Origin of the sequence: Sorangium sp. So ce204 (assembly GCF_051526795.1) — a bacterium.
Lineage (GTDB): Bacteria > Myxococcota_A > Polyangia > Polyangiales > Polyangiaceae > Sorangium > Sorangium cellulosum_B.
In genome coordinates, this window is the sequence record NZ_CP150317.1 from 3,521,909 (window position 1) to 3,538,481 (window position 16,573).

Genomic DNA, 16,573 nt, shown 5'->3' on the forward strand with positions numbered 1-16,573 from the left:
GCCTCATGAACAGCCTCCTCTATGCCCGGGCCCAGATGGGCCTGTCGCTGGCATTTCACATGATCTTCGCCGCCGCCGGGGTGGCGCTGCCGCTGATCATGGTCATCGCGGACGCGCTCTGGCACCGGACGGGCGATCGAGACTACCTCGAGTTCTCGAAGCGCATGGCGAAGGGGACGGCGATCCTGTTCGCTGTGGGCGCCGTGTCGGGGACGGTGCTCTCGTTCGAGCTCGGGCTCCTGTGGCCGAGCTTCATGGGGACGTTCGGAGAGGTGATAGGGCTCCCGTTCTCGCTCGAGGGGTTCGCGTTCTTCACGGAGGCGATCTTCCTCGGCATCTACCTCTACGGGCGCGGCAAGCTCTCGCCGAGGCTGCACCTGCTCTCGGGCGCGCTTGTCGCGCTGAGCGGCGCGCTGTCCGCGTTCTTCGTGATCCTGGTGAACGCCTGCATGAACGACCCTGCCGGGTTCACGATGGTCGACGGGCGCCCGGCGAACATCGACCCGGTCGCGGCGATGTTCAGCCCGCCGTGGAAGCACGAGACGCTGCACGGCATCCTCGCGTGTTATCAGGCGACGGCGTTCGTGATGACGGGGATCCACGCGCTGGTGCTCCTGCGGCACCCGTCGAGCCCGCTGTTCCGCAAGGCGTTCGCGGTGACGTTCGCGATCGCCGGGGTGACGGCGCTGGCGCAGCCGCTCGTCGGTCACTACGCGGCGGTGGCGGTCGGGACGGGGCAGCCCGCCAAGCTCGCGGCGATGGAGGCGCACTTCGAGACCTCGGCCCACGCGCCGCTCCTCGTCGGCGGCCTGCCCGACGTGGAGCGGGGCGAGGTCGACTACGCGATCGAAATCCCGGCGGGGCTCTCGGTGTTCCTGCACGCGGATCCTGACGCGGTGGTGCCCGGGCTGGATGCGGTCCCGCGGGACGAGTGGCCGCCGGTCACAGCGACGCACCTCTCGTTCCAGGTGATGGTGGGCGCGGGCTCCGCGATGGCGCTGCTGGCGGTGGTCGGGGCGGTGCTCGCGTGGCGCCGCAGGGGGATCCCGGATCAGCGCTGGTTCCTCTGGGCGGCGATCCTGGCGAGCCCGCTCGGCATCGTGGCGATGGAGGCGGGCTGGCTGGTGACGGAGCTCGGTCGCCAGCCGTGGATCGTGCGGGGCGCGATGCGCACGCGCGACGCGGTGACCCCGTTCCCGCACCTCGCGGCGCCTTTCTGGACGTTCACGGCGCTCTATGTCTTTCTCGGCGTGGTGGTGGTCTACCTGCTCGTGCGCCAGCTCCGCGCGGCGCCGCTCGGGGTGACGGGCGGCGGCGGCGGCGGCGCGCCGCGTGCGTCCGGGGGAGGCGAGGCTGATGCGCACTGAGTGGTTCATCGGCGGGGTGATGATGGCGGCGCTCGTGCTGTACGCGCTGCTCGGGGGCGCCGATTTCGGCGGCGGCGTGTGGGATCTGCTCGCCTCCGGCCCGCGGAAGCGGGAGCAGCGCGCCCTCATCGAGCGGGTCATCGGCCCGATCTGGGAGGCCAACCACGTGTGGCTCATCCTGGTCGTTGTGCTGCTCTTCACCGCGTTCCCTCCCGCGTTCGCGGCGATCTCGATCGCGCTGCACGTCCCCCTGACGCTGTTCCTCGTGGGCGTCGTGTTTCGCGGCTCGGCGTTCAGCTTCCGCAGCTACGACTCCCGGGGGGATCGGCGGCAGAAGCGCTGGGGCTTCGTCTTCTCGCTCGCGAGCGTGATCGCCCCGGTGCTGCTCGGCATGATCGTCGGCGCGGTGGCGTCCGGGCGGATCCGGGTGGCGTCGGGGGTGGTGACGAGCGGCTTCTTCGCGCCGTGGCTCTCGCTGTTTCCGTTCGTGGTGGGGCTGTTCGCGCTGGCGCTGTTCGCGTTCCTCGCGGCGGTGTACCTGACGAACGAGGCGAAGGAGCCTGCGCTGGTCGACGATTTCCGGCGGCGCGCGCTCGCCTCGGGCTGCGTGGTGGCCGCGCTCGCGCTGGCGTCGTTCGCGGCGTCGTTCCGGGGCGCCCCGCTCATTCGAGAGGGGCTGACGGATCATCCGATCACGTGGCCGCTCCATGTCACGACGGGCCTCGCGGCCACCGCGGCGTTCTTCGCGCTGTGGACCCGCCGTTTCCGCCTGGCGCGCTTCGCGGCGGCGGCGCAGGTCACGCTGATCCTGCTCGGCTGGGCGGCCTCGCAGTACCCGTTCCTGGTGGTGCCCGACGTGACGCTCGAGGGCGCGGCGGCGAACCCGAGGACGTTGCGATTGCTTGTCTGGGTGCTCGGCGTCGGATCCGTGCTGCTGTTCCCATCGCTGTACGTGCTCTTCCGCGTCTTCGGCAGCGGCCGGGCGGGGGCTGCGTCGGACGGCGACGACGACCATTGAGCGGAGTGGGGCCGACGTACGTGGAAGTCGCGGTGGCCAAATCTGATGCACCACCTCGACCTACCCGCAGGGGAGGCGTGAGGACGGCTGGCTGAACAGCGGCTCTGTGTCCGTCCGGACGCCAGGGGGCGATGGCGCGATGGGGGTCGTCCATTGCATTCCTGGGACATGCAACCCGCTCTCGCGACGCCCCCGAAAAAATGCGAACGCTTTCGCGAGCCTCCCCATGGCGGGCGAACCGTGTTACGCTCGAAGGCGCGAAGTTTCAGGATGCTTGTGGGGGAAGGAGCCCTGTAGAGATGGCGAACATGGCTAGATACCGTCGACACGCGATTGTGGGGTTACTTGCAGCGACAGCCGGTGTGACGGGCTCGTTCGCCGCGTGCACGGACTCGTACCGTCATGGGCTCACCGGCTCCGGCTCGGGCCCCACCGGGACCGGCGGCAGCGGCAACGGCAGCGGCAGCGGCACCGGCGGCGCCGGTGGGGAGGCGGGGAGCACGGGGACCTTCGGGGAGGGGGGGCGGTGCGAGTACACGTGCTCCAACGATCTGAAGAAGGTCATCAGCTGCAATGGTGCGACGATCGAGGAGTGCAAGCCTGAAGAGGGGTGCCTCAATGCGCAGTGCGTGCCGGACCCGTGCACGGCGGCGCGGGAGTCGAAGAGCTCGTACGGATGCGATTACTGGGCGCTGAAGACGGCGCTGCGGCCGACCACCCAGGGCGCATGTTTCGCTGCAATTGTCGCGAATACGTGGAACTTGCCGGTTCACATCAACGTTGAGCGCGATGGCGAGCAGCTTCCAGTTAACACCTTCGCCTACATTCCCGAATGGAACGAGCAGACGAAGAGCGTTTCCTACACGAAGTATGCTGACACCAATGAGCTTGCCGCGGGGCAAGTTGCTGTCCTGTTCCTGTCGAGGTTGTCTGCTGGGGGCGGTATTGAGGACTGCCCAGCGCCCGGAGCGCTGGATGAGGAAACCGGCGTCCCAGAGTTTCCGGGCGAGCCAATCACCGGTCGCGGAAAGGCCTTTCACATCACGACCGACTTCCCAGTCGTGGCCTACCAGATCCTTCCGTACGGTGGAGGTAAGGCGTCATTCACCTCGGCTACGCTTCTGCTTCCGACGAGTGCGTGGGATAGCAACTACGTGGCTATAAATGGGTACTCGGAGTCAGAGTCGCAGTCTCCAGCGTACAATGGTGCCTATCCTTCGTTGGCCATCGTCGCTCATGAAGATGATACTGCGGTTACTATCCTTCCCAAGGTGAATGTAGAGGCGGGGGACGGCGTTGAGCCCGCGAGCGCGGGTGAAGCGAAGACGTATACGCTGAATGCTGGCGAATTCCTGCAGATTACACAGCGGGCTGAGCTGACCGGGAGTCCAATTCAATCGACCAAGCCTGTTGGCCTATTCGGGGCGCATGCTTGCATGCTCGTGCCTGCGGGCAGTGATGTTCGTGATTGCGACTCTGGACAGCAGCAAATCGCGCCCGTCAGAGCTACCGGGAGCGAGTACGTCGCGGTTCGACACCGGAACCGAACGGAGCAGGATGAGTCGCCGCCGTACCGAATTGTGGGCATGGTTGACGGCACGCGGCTCACTTGGGAGCCATCGAGGCCAGAGAATGCGCCTGAGGAGCTGCGGCTGGGCGAAGTGTATGAGTTCGCGACAGGTGAGCCTTTTATTGTCAAAAGTCAGGATGCTAACCATCCGTTCTATGTCGGTCAGTATATGACGGGTGGTTCTCTCTTCGGGGGTATTGGGGACCCAGAGTGGGTCAATGTAATCCCGCCGTCTCAGTATCTCGATTATTACGCGTTTTTTACCGATCCGACTTACCCGGAGACGAGCCTCGTTGTCGTCCGTACCCGATCGAGGGTGAATGGTGAATTTGCCGATGTTGAGCTGGATTGTGTTGGGAAGCTCACGGGGTGGACTCCTGTTGGTGACGGTAGCTACGAGTATACTGTTGTTGATTTGATGACCGGGGAGTGGCAGTCGGTGAATGGGTGCGTGAACGGTCGACACGAGATGCGGAGCGAACTCCCCTTCGGCGTCACGGTCTGGGGATGGGGTGCAATTCAGCAAAATTATCGTGTTTCTTACGCATACCCCGCCGGTGCTGGATTCCTGCCCATCAATAATGTCGAGATCCCTCCCGTGGCAAACTAGGGCCGCCGCTTGACATCGGTGTGTTCGGTACGATTTTTTTTGTTAATGTCATGAGAACTCGTCGATCCAATGTGGTCTTCGGGCCTGAAGTGGGATGGTTCGCACTCGTCTTTCTCACGGGCTGCAGCAAGATCCTCGGCCTCGACGAGTTCGTCGACACGCCTACCCATCCGGTGGCTGGCAGCGGCGGGGGGGTGGCGTCTGGCGGCGATGGTAGCGGGGAGGCGACGTCTGGCGGCGGCGACGGATCGAGGGGACCGCCGACAGTACCCGTCCTGCGGCTCCCGCGGAACGACGCCTATCTGGGGGCCCAACGGAAGGCCGGTTCGCGTAGGCCCCGGTTTGTGTGGGAGGCGTCGACGTCGCCGTCCGGCGCTCCCATCGAGTACGAATTGGAGTATGGCACCGATCTAGGCGCGAATGAGGCCGTCTCGGTCATCACCGAGCTTACGGAGCACCAGCCGGCAGAGGATCTGGAGATAGCGCTGCTTCCGCCCGTTGGGCGGCGATATTACTGGCGTGTGCGCGCCTGCGTGCAGGGGAGCTGCTCAGATTTTTCGCCCGAGCGGTGGGTCAATGTTGGCCGGACCAAGTGCGACTACAATGCTGATGGCTATGACGATGTCGCCATCAGCGCCTACGGTCGCAGTCCTACCAGAGGCGCCATATATTTCTACTACGGAACCTCTGGTGCGCAATTCAATCTGGATAACGATGGCATCGTCTCCAGTCCCATCGAGGCCAACGATGGCTTCGGGATGTCTTTGTCGTGCGCCGGTGACGTCGATGGAGACGGGTATGCCGATGTGCTGGTTGCGGCGCCTTATAGAGATAAGGCGTTCGTGTATCGTGGCAGCAGTAGGGATCGGTTCGATTTGGGTCGTTTTGATGTCGATGGTAATTCGGTGGAGGGGTATATCGGGCCCTATATGGCGCCTGCTGGCGACGTTAATGGTGACGGATTCGCTGATGTTATCGTCGGGACAACTGAGCGCTCTTGGTTGACTGCGTCGTTGTATCTGGGGAGCTCGTCGGGGCTCGACGCGCCGATCGATCTCGAGCTCGGCGAGCGCGTAGAGAACCGGGAGAACGCGACCTCGCTCGTTTCATCGGCGGGTGACGTCAACGGAGACGGGTTTTCCGACGTGATGGTGGTGTTTCACACAATCGATCGTGACGTCGTGCGCGTCTATCAAGGAAACCCGGGCCGAGGGGTCGATTCTGCGCCGAAGGTAGAGCTCGTAGACCCCTCCGGTCAATCCCGGTTCGTTACCTCGTTCGGTGCCGCTGGTGATGTCAATGGCGATGGATTTGACGACGTCATCATTGGAGTTCATAGAGATAATCGTGCGTATGTCTACCTCGGTGGGCCGCAGGGGCTAGAGACGACGCCGAGCGTGACCCTCACGGGAAGCGACTCGTTTGGCTTGACGGTCGCGGCGGTTGGTGATGTCAATAATGATGGGTTCGATGATGTTGCAGTTGCCGACCGGTCGCCCAAGGTGCTTCTGTATCTGGGTGATGGTGAATCGAACCTGGGCGAGCCGGATGTCGCAATTTACAGAAATGCTATTGAAGACCGGACAGGGCAGCGTCTGGGGTCGCCTGGAGATGTCAATGGGGACGGCTACTCGGATTTTACGGTCGCCATGACGGAGGAGAATGTCGTCTACCTCTATTTCGGGCGCTCAGTGGTGGCAAGTCCTATGACTGAGGATGCCGTGATTGCGCAACCTTCAGATGATAGAGAGTTCGGCTTCGCTGTGGCGCATCGGTGAAGCCGGCGTGGGCGCCGCACGCGCCACCTTCCGCAGCGCTCCTCGCTCCTCGTGGTTTGACGCGCGAGACGTCGATCGCCGTTGCAAGCTACCTCAGTCCTCGGCCTAATCGGAGTGCGGCGGAGCGCCCCGGGTCAATCTCTGTCCACGGATCTCGTGGGAGGTGCCGACGCTGACATCCGAAATCGGCGCCTCATCGGTCGAGCTTGTCACTCAGCCTGGGCCTTTCTGGCGCAGCGCACGCCCTGGGTCCTGACTGTGCGGTCTTCCCTGTTTCTGAACACTGTATCGTACAGCGGGGCGATGGCATTCCCACCGCGAACCACGTATCCTGATGAGACGGAGCAGCCCTGGTTCGAGCAGTCCTCGCACGGCATCGGATAATCACCGCTGCAATCCAGGGTCCACTCCGAGACGTTTCCCAGCATGTCGGCGTGGCCCCACTTCGCATCGCCGGACGGCGAGAACGAGCCAACAGGCAGGAACGCGGCGATGCCGCATCCGCTGGAGGAGCCGTTCCCCCTGCACTCGTTGGCAGCGAACCCGCGCTCTCTCGACTCACCCCACGGATACATTCGCTGCTCCGCGCCGCCAGCGGCGGCGTAGTTCCACTCGGCCTCGGTGGGCAGGTAGCCCCCGTCCCATACGCAGAACGCGAAGGCCTCATACCACGTGACGCAATGGATCGGCCGGTGTTCGTTGGGCCCCGGCTCGTCGGTCCATGTCGGGTAGTAGTCGCATTCGAGCTGCGCTTTTAGCTCCTGGGTGTTTGCGGTGAGCGAGGACGTCCACTCGAAGCGCCACCCGCTGCCGGCCACGCCGGGGCGCTCCCCCGCTCCGAGCGCCGGGGGATCCCTGCGCGTCCCCTTCAGCGCCTCCACGAACGTCCGAAATCGTCCTACCGTGACCTCGTATCTGTCGAGCCTGAAGTCGCTGACGGTGGCTGGGTAGCTCTCGTTATTGCTGCGGTCGAACGTTCCTCCCGCCACGACGTCAGCGGCGCAGCAATCGTTGTCCCCGTCGGCCCCGCAGCTCAGTCCCGTGCCAGGCGCGTCGCCGCCCTGGCAGCTCGTGGGGACGCACACCCCGTCGCGGCACCCCGGGAACGGCGTCGCGCACGGCGCCTCCTCGACCCATGCGCCCCCTTCGCAGCGCCTCGGCTTCTCACCTGAGCACCCTCGCTCGCCCTCGGTGCACGGTACACAACGGCCCTTTGCACAGACTGGCGTCTCTCCACTGCAAGGCCGCTGCTGAACCCACTCCCCATCCGCGCACTGTCGGGGCGTATCGCCGACGCAGTCGCGCTCGTCGTGCGCGCATCCTCCTGCGCTGGAGCTCGAGGCGCTGCCGCTGCCGCCACCGGCTCCGCCGCCCCCAGCACCCGCCCGCGGAGCGTCCTTGAAGTCGTCGAGCCCGAGCATCAGGCCGCAGCTGGTCATCCCGGCCGCAACTGCCAGCGGAGCCATCCGCGCGCCCGCGCCGTAGCCCGTTCGCCGCTTCTTCACCGTCGCCACGCGGCCCACGCTACACACCGCACCGACGACGCGGAAGCACCCGCGCGCCAGCCCGCCGCCTCGACCCCGCGCGCCCCGGACACAGCAGCGCCCTCCCGCCGCCCTCCTCGCACCTCCTGGTTCGACCCAGGAGACATCCTCCCCCGGCCCGAGTAGTCTCCCGCCCGGACGCCGGCCCGCATGCGGCGGAACGCCCGCGTCAACCTCGTTTTTCGAGCGTTGCTTGGAGGACAGCTCACCGTGATGGATCGACGAAACCTGCCGGGCCGTGCGCCGCGACGCCCGTCGCGCCTTCGCTGCGCGCTGACCGCAGCGGCCCTGGCCGCACCGGCCCTCGCCGCGCTGGCGCCCTCCGCCGCCCGCGCGCAGGACCGGACCTTCTACCTCGATCGCCTCAGGATGGCCGGCGCCCCCGACGACGGGATCGGCGTCTGGCGCCCGCACATGGGGGAACGGACGCGCTTCTTCGGGCAGCTCGGGCTGGGGGTGTCGGTCCACCCGCTTCGCGACGACAACTACGTTGACAACCTCGCCATCGAGGACCGGCTCGAGGGCGACGGGCCCGTCACCTCCCAGCTCATCACCTACCTGAACGCGGGCGTCGAGATCCTCGGCCGCGGCGCCCTCCAGGTCGCGTTCCCCATCGTCCTGTTCCAGGACGGCAACCAGACCTACCACCGCGAGCTCGGCCTCAACCAGAGCGTCGACCTGAAGACCGCCACCCCGATGGACCTCCGGGTCGACGCGCGCTTCGTCGCCCTGGAGCTCGACGAGCGCCGCTTCCGGCTGGGCGTCACCGGCGCGGTCTTCGTGCCCATCGGCAACAACTACTCGTTCGCCGGCGACAGGGGCGTGAGCAGCTCGTTCGGCCTCGGCGCCGAGTACGACTTCAAGGATTTCTTCGTCACCCTGAACACCGGCGTCGCCATCCGGCCGCGCGTGGCGCTCAACGAGCTCGTCGTGGGCAGCGAGCTCACGTACGGCGTCGGCGGCTACGTCCCGCTCCTCGACGGCAAGCTCCGCCTGGGGGCCGAGATCTTCGGCTCGTTCGGCCTCCTCAAGGAGACCGCGGGCGAGCTCGATGCCTCGCCCATCGAGTGGCAGCTCAACAGCAAGATGTTCCTCACCAAGGACAAGGCGGTCTACGTCGGCGCCGGCGTCGGCACCCGCATGAGCGGCGGCTACGCGCCCGATTTCCGGGGGGTCGCCCTCGTCGGCGGCTCGTTCGGCATCGCCGACTCCGACGCCCGCTCGCCCGGCTTCAACTACGTGATCACGGCGGAGAAGGACACCGACGGCGACGGCTACCCCGACGTCATCGACCTCTGCCCGGAGGACCCCGAGGACGGCAAGCAGCCCAAGCCGAGCGACGGATGTCCGGACATGCCCGACCGCGACGGCGACGGCATCCCCGACGTCGTCGACAAGTGCCCGGACGACCCCGAGGACAAGGACGGCATCGACGATCGCGACGGCTGCCCCGAGGAGGACGCGGACCAGGACGGCATCCCCGACGCCGAGGACAAGTGCCCGAAGGAGCCGGGGCAGGTCGTCGTCGAAGACCCGGAGAAGAACGGCTGCCCCTTCTACATCCGCAGGATCACGGGCTCCGCCGAGATCGAGATCATGAAGCAGGTCGAGTTCGAGTTCGACAGCTCCAGGATCCTCCCGCAGAGCTATCCGATCCTCGACGAGGTCGTGCGCCTGCTCAAGGCGAACCCCGAGATCAAGCTGCTCAGCATCGAGGGGCACACCGACAACCAGGGCACCATCGACTACAACGACCGGCTCGCGCACAACCGCGCCATCGCGGTCAGGGTCTACCTGATCAACAAGGGCGTTCAGTCGGAGCGGCTCACCTCCATCGGCTATGGCTCCCGCCGGCCGCTCCTGTCCAACGACACGCCGGAAGGCCGGCAGCGCAACCGCCGCGTCGAGTTCCATATCAAGTCGCAGACGATCGAGGGCCGGTAAGCGCCAGCCGGAGCGGCTGGCCGATCCTCCCCCCGAGATCAAGCGACGTTTGCGTGCACGTGCCCCGGCATGTGCACGCAAACGTCATCTCCTGAGAGCCGGCCGGGGTCGGCCCGGCCAGCCGCTCCGGCTGGCCAGTGGTCGTCCCTCGTGCGGTGTCCACCCGGCGAAACGCCCGGGAAACTAGAGGAAGACACGCGGCGCTGCAATCCGCGCGGCGCGCTGTGCTAACGCTCGCGGCCTACCCGCTCCTCGCGCAGCAGCGGAGGGAAGGGGAGCGCCACACCTCTCATGGAAATGCCCGTTTCGAGCCCGCCCGACAGCGATCCCACGCCCCGGGCCGGCGCGTCCGCCGCCCCGCCGCCTCGACCTCCCGGCGCGGAGGCGCCTCCCGCGATCGGGAGCGGGAATCGCTGGCCCCGCGACAGGGCGTTCGTCGCGACGTTCGTGCTCCTCGCCGTCGCAGCCGTCGTGCCGATATGGCGGGTGCGGTTCCTTCCGCTGCTCGATCTGCCGAACCACCTCGCGGCCGTCCATATCTGGCACAGCTTCGATGAGCCGTGGACGCGCTTCAGGGACTTCTACGAGCTCAGCCTCCGTCCGGCCCCCTACGGCGCCTATCACATCCTGACGCACGTGATCGCCTATGGCGTCGGCCTCGAGAACGCGAATCGCGTCGTGCTCTCCGGTTATGTGCTCGCCATCCCCGCGGCGGCGCTCGGCTGGGCGCGCCAGACGCGGCGCAGCCCCTGGCTCTCGGTCCTCACCTTCCCGCTGGCCTTCACCCTCTCCTGGGCGTGCGGCTTCCTGCCGTTCCTCGTCGGCGTCGCGCTGCTGCTCGCCGGCGTGCTCGCGCTCGACGTCTACCTCGATCGGCCGAGCCCCTCGCGCGGGGCCGCCGTCGCGCTGCTCAGCGTCGGCTGCGGCCTCAGCCATCCGCTCATCCTCTTCGGCTATTACGTCTGCGTCGCCGTGCTGATGCTGTGCCACCTGCCCCGGTGGTCGCGGATCGCCGTCGCGCTGCCGCTCTTCGCGCCCGCCGTCGCGCTCGTCCTGTGGCAGCTCGTCGCCTTCAAGAGCCCCATGGTCGATCTGCGGAGCGGCCCGCGGTTCCAGGGCGTCTGGGTGCCATGGCACGAGATGCTCCGATCGTTCCCCGAGTACACGCTCGACTCGGTATCGGGCGATCTCGACACCCGGCTCTTCTGGGTGCTCCTCGCGGTGGCGTCGCTGCTGGGCCTCTCTGGCGTCGCGCGCGTCGCCCGGCGCTTCCTCCCTGGCCGCAGCCTTCCCGCGCGCGAGCCAGCCGCGCCTGCTGGCTCGCTCCTCGATCGGCTGCACCGCCATCGCTCTCTCGCCCTCTGCGCTGCGATGGCGATCTGCTATTTTCTCGTGCCGCTGCACCTGGCTCGCCCCTTCGACTGGTGGTTCGTGAGCGGGCGCTTCTCGCCGTTCATCTGCTTCTTCGGCTTCCTGGCCATCACGGCGCCGCTCCAGGGCCGCTCGCGCCTCCTGATGGCCCCCGCCGTGGCGGCCGCGCTCGTGCTGCCGCTCCACCTCTCGGAGAAATACGCGCGCTTCGAGGAGCGGGTCGCGCCGTTCGCCCGGATGGTGGAGCGGATCCCGCCGGGCGCCGAGGTCCTCTTCCTGACCCTGCCCCCACGGACCGATGAATCGCTGATCATCGAGGGCACCAACCACTTCTCGTCGTGGGTGCAGATCATGCACGGGGGCTTCAGCGCGGACGGCTGGCACAACGTGGGTTTCCCCTTCACGCTGAAGCGTCGCCTCCCCGCGCCGCCGTCGAACCGCGGTGAGTGGTTCAAGCCGGATGTCCATGGCGTCGCGTACGATTACGTGATCCTCCGGAACGAGCGGCCGGATAAGCCGGTGTTCACCGCGGCGCACCCCTCGTTTCGCCGGATCGAGCGCGACGGCGCCTTCACGCTCTACGAGCACACGCGTTGAGCGACGCCCCGGTCGCACCTCCGCTCGGCGCAGCCGAGCGCGCCGCGGCAGTGTGTCGCGCGTCGCAAAGCGCGCCGTGGTCGTGTGGGGCGCGTCGATGACGTGACGTTCGGGCGAGGCGCCTCATCCGCGCCGATCTGCCGTGTTTCCAGGCGCTGACCGGGTAGTCTACGATCCTTGCGGCCGGCCACCCCTCGGGGGCGTCGCGCCGAGGAGGAGGGGAGCCGCTTGCCGATGTCGACAAGAACCCGCGCCGTCCGTCGCCGCCCGCTGGCCTGGAGCGGAGGGCTCGCCGCCGTGGTCGGGCTCGCGCTGGCGTCCGGCGTGGCGCCGTCCTGCGCCGGCGCGGCAGGCCCCGACATCCCGCGAGGCGCGGGAGGCGAGGGCGCTTCCGGCTGTCCGGCCGACTGCGCCGCGGACCCGAGCGCCCCGCTGTGCGACCGGGAGACGGGCGACTGCGTGGCCTGTCTGCCTGGCCCTCTGGCGTGCCCGCCCGGTCAGTACTGCGATCCCGAGGCGAAGCGCTGCCTTTCGGGCTGTGAAGCCGAGTCCGACTGCGCAGCTCCGCTCACCTGCGATCCCGCGAAGCACGCCTGTGTTGCCTGCATCGTCGACGACGATTGTCCCCTGGGCGCGCTGTGCACCGGAGAGGGCGAGTGCGTTCAGGGCTGCTCGGCGGCGCACCCGTGTGAGAGCGGCGCGGCGTGCTGCGATGGTGTCTGTCGCGATCTCCAGACGGACGCGCTGAGCTGCGGCGCCTGCGGTCGCGCCTGTCCGGAGCTCTCGCACGCCGGGATCGCCTGCATCTCGGGCGCGTGCGCGCTCACCGCCTGCGAGGACGGGTTCCTCGACTGCAACCACGACCCGGCGGACGGGTGCGAGCACGACGAAGCGGAGCGTGGGCGCTGCTCGTGCGCGCCGGGCGACACGAGGGTGTGTTACGAGGGATCGCCGGGCACCGAGGGGGTCGCTCCCTGCGCCCCGGGGGTCTCCACCTGCAGGCCGAGCGGCCTCTCGTGGGGGCCATGCCTCCACCAGGTGCTGCCGGCGCTCGACGTGTGCGCCGACGGCGTCGACAACGACTGCGACGGCGCCGTCGACAACCCACCCGATCAGGACGGCGACGGGTGGACGATCTGCGACGGCGATTGCTGCGACTCCCCGTCGGACGGGTGCGGCACCCCGGCCCTGGTGAACCGCGGCGCGTTCGAGGTGGCGGGCAACGGGATCGACGACGACTGCGACGGCGCGGTAGACAACATCGCGCCTTGCGACGCCGGGCTCGCGAGCGACTCGCCGACCGCGCTCGATTACGCGAAGGCGATCGATCTCTGCGTCACAACGACGGCGAGCCCGCCGTCGCGCTCGCAGCGCACGTGGGGTGTCCTCTCCGCGAGCTTCCACCGCGCCGACGGCGCAAGCGCGCCGGCCGCGGCCCAGCGATCGATCCGCCAGGGCTTCGGCTCCGGCATCACGCCGCTCCGGGGCGCGCGGCTCGCGGTGCTCTCGACCGGCGTCGCCGCGGCCGAGGCGGCGCCGAACAACACGAGGCCGAGCTTCGCCCCGTTCCAGGGCGGCCAGGACATGGGGACGTCGAGCAGGGTGCCCGCGGACTGGCTCGAGGCGAACGGCGACAACCTCCCGAACGCGCCCGGGTGCCCTGACCCGCAGGGCGGCGCGATGGCCCACGATCCCGTGATGCTGAAGCTGCGCGTCCGCGTGCCGACGAACGCGAGCGCGTTCAGCGTCTCGACGTTCTTCCTCTCGTCCGAGTATCCGGAGTGGGTGTGCAGCCGGTTCAACGACTTCTTTCTGGCGCTCCTCGACTCGACGTTCGAGCCCTTTCCAGGCGAGGCGGCGAACCCGGCGGACGGGAACCTCGCCTTCTATGATCCGCCGCCCGCCGGGGCGCCGGTCTACCCGCTGGGAGCGAACCTCGCGTTCGGCGGCACCGGGCTCTTCACCCAGTGCGTGAACGGGCCGACCGGGTGCGCCGACGGCGCCACCCCCGGCACGACGACCACCTGCACGAGCATCACCCAGCTCCGCGGGACGGGGTTCGATGCCACGAGGCCGCCCGCCCACGTCAGCGGTGACCCTGGCTGGTGCGGATCGAGCGAGCGCGCGGGCGGCGGGACCGGATGGCTGGTCATGAACGGCAATGTCACCCCGGGTGAGATCATGGAGCTGCGCTTCGTACTTTGGGACACCGGTGATCCCTGGAACGATTCCGTGGCCCTCCTCGACAACTTCCAGTGGTCGACGTTTGCCTCGACGCCCGGCACGCGCGAGTGAAGCGCCGCGCATGGCGCCCCGACCGACGCGCGCGACCGCAGCGGACGGACGGCGACCCGATTACACTGCGCGGCGCACAGAGGACCGCGGCACGCATCCCTCGGCCTCGCGCTCGTCAGGAGCGCTTCCGATCATCACCCAAGGAGACTGCATGAGGAGAACGATCACGCCGCTCGCGCTGTTGCTCGCGAGCCTGTCTTTCGCCACGCTCGGCTGCGATAGCAAGGGGAGCGACGCGACCCCGGGGGCGGTGGCCGAGGGCAAGCCGACCGAGAGCGCCGCCCCTGCGGCGACGACGGCCGCGCCGGCGGAGACGGCGGCGGTGCCGGCCGCGGCGACCGCCGAGCCGACGGCCGCTGCGTCGGCCGCGCCGGCGGAGACGGCCGCGGCGACCGCCGTGCCGGCGGAGACGGCCGCGCCGAAGGCGACGGCCGCTGCGTCTGCCGCCGCGGCCGCGGGGCCGGCGTCGACCGGCGCCGCGCAGGCGGGCGAGAAGAAGTTCGAGTGCGGCGCGAAGGGCCAGAAGATGTGCCCGATGCAGGCCTGGATGAAGAGCACGATGGCCTCCGCGACCTCGAGCGGCGACGCCGCGAAGATCGCGACGGCGCTGCAGTACGTGGCCAGCAAGCCGCCGCCCGGCATGGGCAGCTGGGTGGCGATCACGAAGGCCGGCATCACCAAGGCGAAGGCCGGCGACGTCGACGGCGCGAAGGCGAGCTGCAAGCAGTGCCACGACCTCTACAAGGAGCAGTACAAGAAGACGATGCGCGATCGTCCCTGGTGAGCCGCCCGCCGGCGGCGCGGCGGCTCCGCTCCACTCCGCGCCGCTCGCCGCTGCGTCCCCGCGGCTCGCCGCGGCGAAATTCCCGTAACCCAACGACATTTTCGCGAGCTCACGGCGCCGTGGCGAGCGCTGAGCGCCGCTTCCTGGCGCGCCGCGAGCGCCGCCGCCGCGCGCCCGGTCGGCGATCGCTGCTCGGTCGGCAGGGCGCGGGACAAACATCTTGGACGGGAGGGGGTGATGCGATACAGCGCTGAGCTGATGGCGCGCGCTGTTCGCACAGGCCCTGGGGGTGCCCATGCGCCTGCCACCGCGTCCACTCGCGCGCGGGGGGCCGGCAAATCGAGCGGGGCAGCGGCTTCTCCGCGCCCGCGCGTCGGCCACACCGCCGACCCGTTCTCGAGCGGCGCGACGCCGCCCTCGAAGCCGCGCGCGGGCGCGGCGCCGCGGCTCACCGGGGACGCGGCCCTCGACGTCAGGTCGAGCACGGCGGCCCCGAGCGTGCGCCCTCCAGCCGCCCCGTCCTCGCCGAGCGTGCGCCCTCCAGCGGGCCCTCCGCGGGCGGACGCGGGTGCTCCAGTGGCCGCCTCGAAGAGGCCTCCTCCGCCGGACGACGACGACGAGGACGATGACGACGCGCGGGGCGGCGCGCAGCGCGGCCGGCCGCGCGGCCCGTTCACCCAGCACCGGCGGCTCGACTCGCTGCGCAGCCTGCTGCAGAAGCACCCTTCCGGCCTGACGATCTACGATCTCGCGCGCGAGCTCAACGTCACGCCGCGCTCGCTCCGGCGCTACCTTGTCGAGGTCAAGCGCGAGCTCGATCTCGTGTCGGTCGCCACGCGCCCCGGGGGCCCTCGCCTCTGGCGGCTGTCTCCGAGCGAGGCGCCCCGGCGCGTCGAGGTGCGGCGGACGCAGGCGTACGCCCTGCTCGCCGCCCGCCGGCTGTTCGAGCCGATGCGCGGCTCGACCCTGTTCGAGGAGATCGACCTCGCCGCGCAGCGCCTCCTCGGCGTCGCGCGCAGGCCCGGGCGCGGCCCGAACGCCGGCGTCGCCGACGCGCGGCTGGAGGAGCGCTTCCTCTATCTCCCGTTCGCGCCGAAGGACTACGCCGCGCGCACCGAGGAGCTCGACGACCTGTTCCAGTCCGTCGCCGACCTGCGCCCCCTGCGGTGCCGCTACCGCCGCTCGCGGGACGGGCGCGAGGAGCGGGTGCTCATCCACCCGTACGCGCTCGTCCTCTACAAGGACGCGATCTACTGCGTGGGCCTCCACGTGGGGCGCGGCGAGGTGCGCACGTTCCTGCTCGATCGCATGCGCGACACGGAGTGCGCGGTCACCGAGCGGTTCGAGCTGCCCCCGGATTTCTCCATCGACGACTACTTCCAGGGCCAGTTCGGCATCTGGCGCGGGGGCGAGCCCCGGCGCGTCGTGATCGACTTCGACGAGCGCGTCACCGAGTTCGTGCGGACGCGCAAGGTGCATCCGTCTCAGGAGATCACGCCGCTGTCCGGCGGCGGCGTGCGGCTCACGATGCTCATCGGCGACATGACGGAGCTCGCGACGTGGGTCCTCGGCTTCGGCGAGACCGCGCGCGTCGTCGAGCCGCCCGACCTCGTGGACCGCGTGAAGCGCGAGCTCGCCGGCGCGCTCGCCCGCTACGAGGAGCCGCCGGCCGAGGCCTAGCTCCGCAGTCCAGCG

Annotated in this window: 10 protein-coding genes; 9 read left to right on the forward strand and 1 reads right to left on the reverse strand. The window is 68.8% G+C overall.

The features are described from left to right. Positions 1-5: 5 nt before the first annotated feature. The 4 genes from WMF22_RS13405 (at position 6) to WMF22_RS13420 (ending at position 6,343) form a co-directional block, all read left to right on the forward strand. A complete protein-coding gene (locus WMF22_RS13405; protein ID WP_438035999.1) occupies positions 6-1,367 on the forward strand; it encodes a cytochrome ubiquinol oxidase subunit I in 1,362 nt (453 codons plus the stop codon). Beyond that, positions 1,357-2,385, forward strand: a complete 1,029-nt coding sequence (locus WMF22_RS13410; protein WP_012235070.1) for a cytochrome d ubiquinol oxidase subunit II — start codon at positions 1,357-1,359, stop codon at positions 2,383-2,385. Before WMF22_RS13405 ends, WMF22_RS13410 begins: the two co-directional genes overlap by 11 nt. A 299-nt stretch (positions 2,386-2,684) precedes the next feature. Continuing rightward, the gene (locus tag WMF22_RS13415) at positions 2,685-4,565 is read left to right on the forward strand and encodes an IgGFc-binding protein (protein WP_438036000.1); all 1,881 of its coding nucleotides are present in this window, start codon (positions 2,685-2,687) and stop codon (positions 4,563-4,565) included. 20 nt (positions 4,566-4,585) lie between these two features. Then, positions 4,586-6,343, forward strand: a complete 1,758-nt coding sequence (locus WMF22_RS13420; RefSeq protein ID WP_438036001.1) for an FG-GAP repeat domain-containing protein — start codon at positions 4,586-4,588, stop codon at positions 6,341-6,343. 209 nt (positions 6,344-6,552) lie between these two features. Here WMF22_RS13420 and WMF22_RS13425 read toward each other — a convergent pair whose 3' ends face one another. Then, positions 6,553-7,332: a formylglycine-generating enzyme family protein gene (locus WMF22_RS13425; protein ID WP_438036002.1), complete on the reverse strand. Its 780-nt coding sequence runs from the start codon at positions 7,330-7,332 to the stop codon at positions 6,553-6,555. Positions 7,333-8,100: 768 nt separating this feature from the next. On the opposite strand from WMF22_RS13425, the gene WMF22_RS13430 reads away from it, so the two are divergent. The 5 genes from WMF22_RS13430 (at position 8,101) to WMF22_RS13450 (ending at position 16,558) form a co-directional block, all read left to right on the forward strand. After that, the gene (locus WMF22_RS13430) at positions 8,101-9,831 is read left to right on the forward strand and encodes an OmpA family protein (protein ID WP_437301560.1); all 1,731 of its coding nucleotides are present in this window, start codon (positions 8,101-8,103) and stop codon (positions 9,829-9,831) included. A gap of 291 nt (positions 9,832-10,122) precedes the next feature. Then, complete coding sequence (locus tag WMF22_RS13435) at positions 10,123-11,799, forward strand: hypothetical protein (RefSeq protein WP_437299484.1); 1,677 nt, start codon at positions 10,123-10,125, stop codon at positions 11,797-11,799. 234 nt (positions 11,800-12,033) lie between these two features. Beyond that, positions 12,034-14,094 (forward strand): MopE-related protein, encoded by a 2,061-nt coding sequence (locus WMF22_RS13440; RefSeq protein ID WP_438036003.1) that lies wholly within the window; start codon positions 12,034-12,036, stop codon positions 14,092-14,094. Between the two features lie 151 nt (positions 14,095-14,245). Next, on the forward strand, positions 14,246-14,878 hold the full coding sequence (locus WMF22_RS13445) for a hypothetical protein (protein ID WP_437299486.1): 633 nt from the start codon (positions 14,246-14,248) through the stop codon (positions 14,876-14,878). Between the two features lie 576 nt (positions 14,879-15,454). After that, a complete protein-coding gene (locus tag WMF22_RS13450) occupies positions 15,455-16,558 on the forward strand; it encodes a helix-turn-helix transcriptional regulator (RefSeq protein ID WP_437299487.1) in 1,104 nt (367 codons plus the stop codon). Positions 16,559-16,573: the final 15 nt, after the last annotated feature.

Bases quoted from the DNA above. Each gene is read 5' to 3' on its own strand.
- WMF22_RS13405 (WP_438035999.1), top strand. From the start codon at position 6: ATGAACAGCCTCCTCTATGCCCGGGCCCAGATGGGCCTGTCGCTGGCA.
- WMF22_RS13410 (WP_012235070.1), top strand. From the start codon at position 1,357: ATGCGCACTGAGTGGTTCATCGGCGGGGTGATGATGGCGGCGCTCGTG.
- WMF22_RS13415 (WP_438036000.1), top strand. From the start codon at position 2,685: ATGGCGAACATGGCTAGATACCGTCGACACGCGATTGTGGGGTTACTT.
- WMF22_RS13430 (WP_437301560.1), top strand. From the start codon at position 8,101: ATGGATCGACGAAACCTGCCGGGCCGTGCGCCGCGACGCCCGTCGCGC.
- WMF22_RS13435 (WP_437299484.1), top strand. From the start codon at position 10,123: ATGGAAATGCCCGTTTCGAGCCCGCCCGACAGCGATCCCACGCCCCGG.
- WMF22_RS13440 (WP_438036003.1), top strand. From the start codon at position 12,034: ATGTCGACAAGAACCCGCGCCGTCCGTCGCCGCCCGCTGGCCTGGAGC.
- WMF22_RS13445 (WP_437299486.1), top strand. From the start codon at position 14,246: ATGAGGAGAACGATCACGCCGCTCGCGCTGTTGCTCGCGAGCCTGTCT.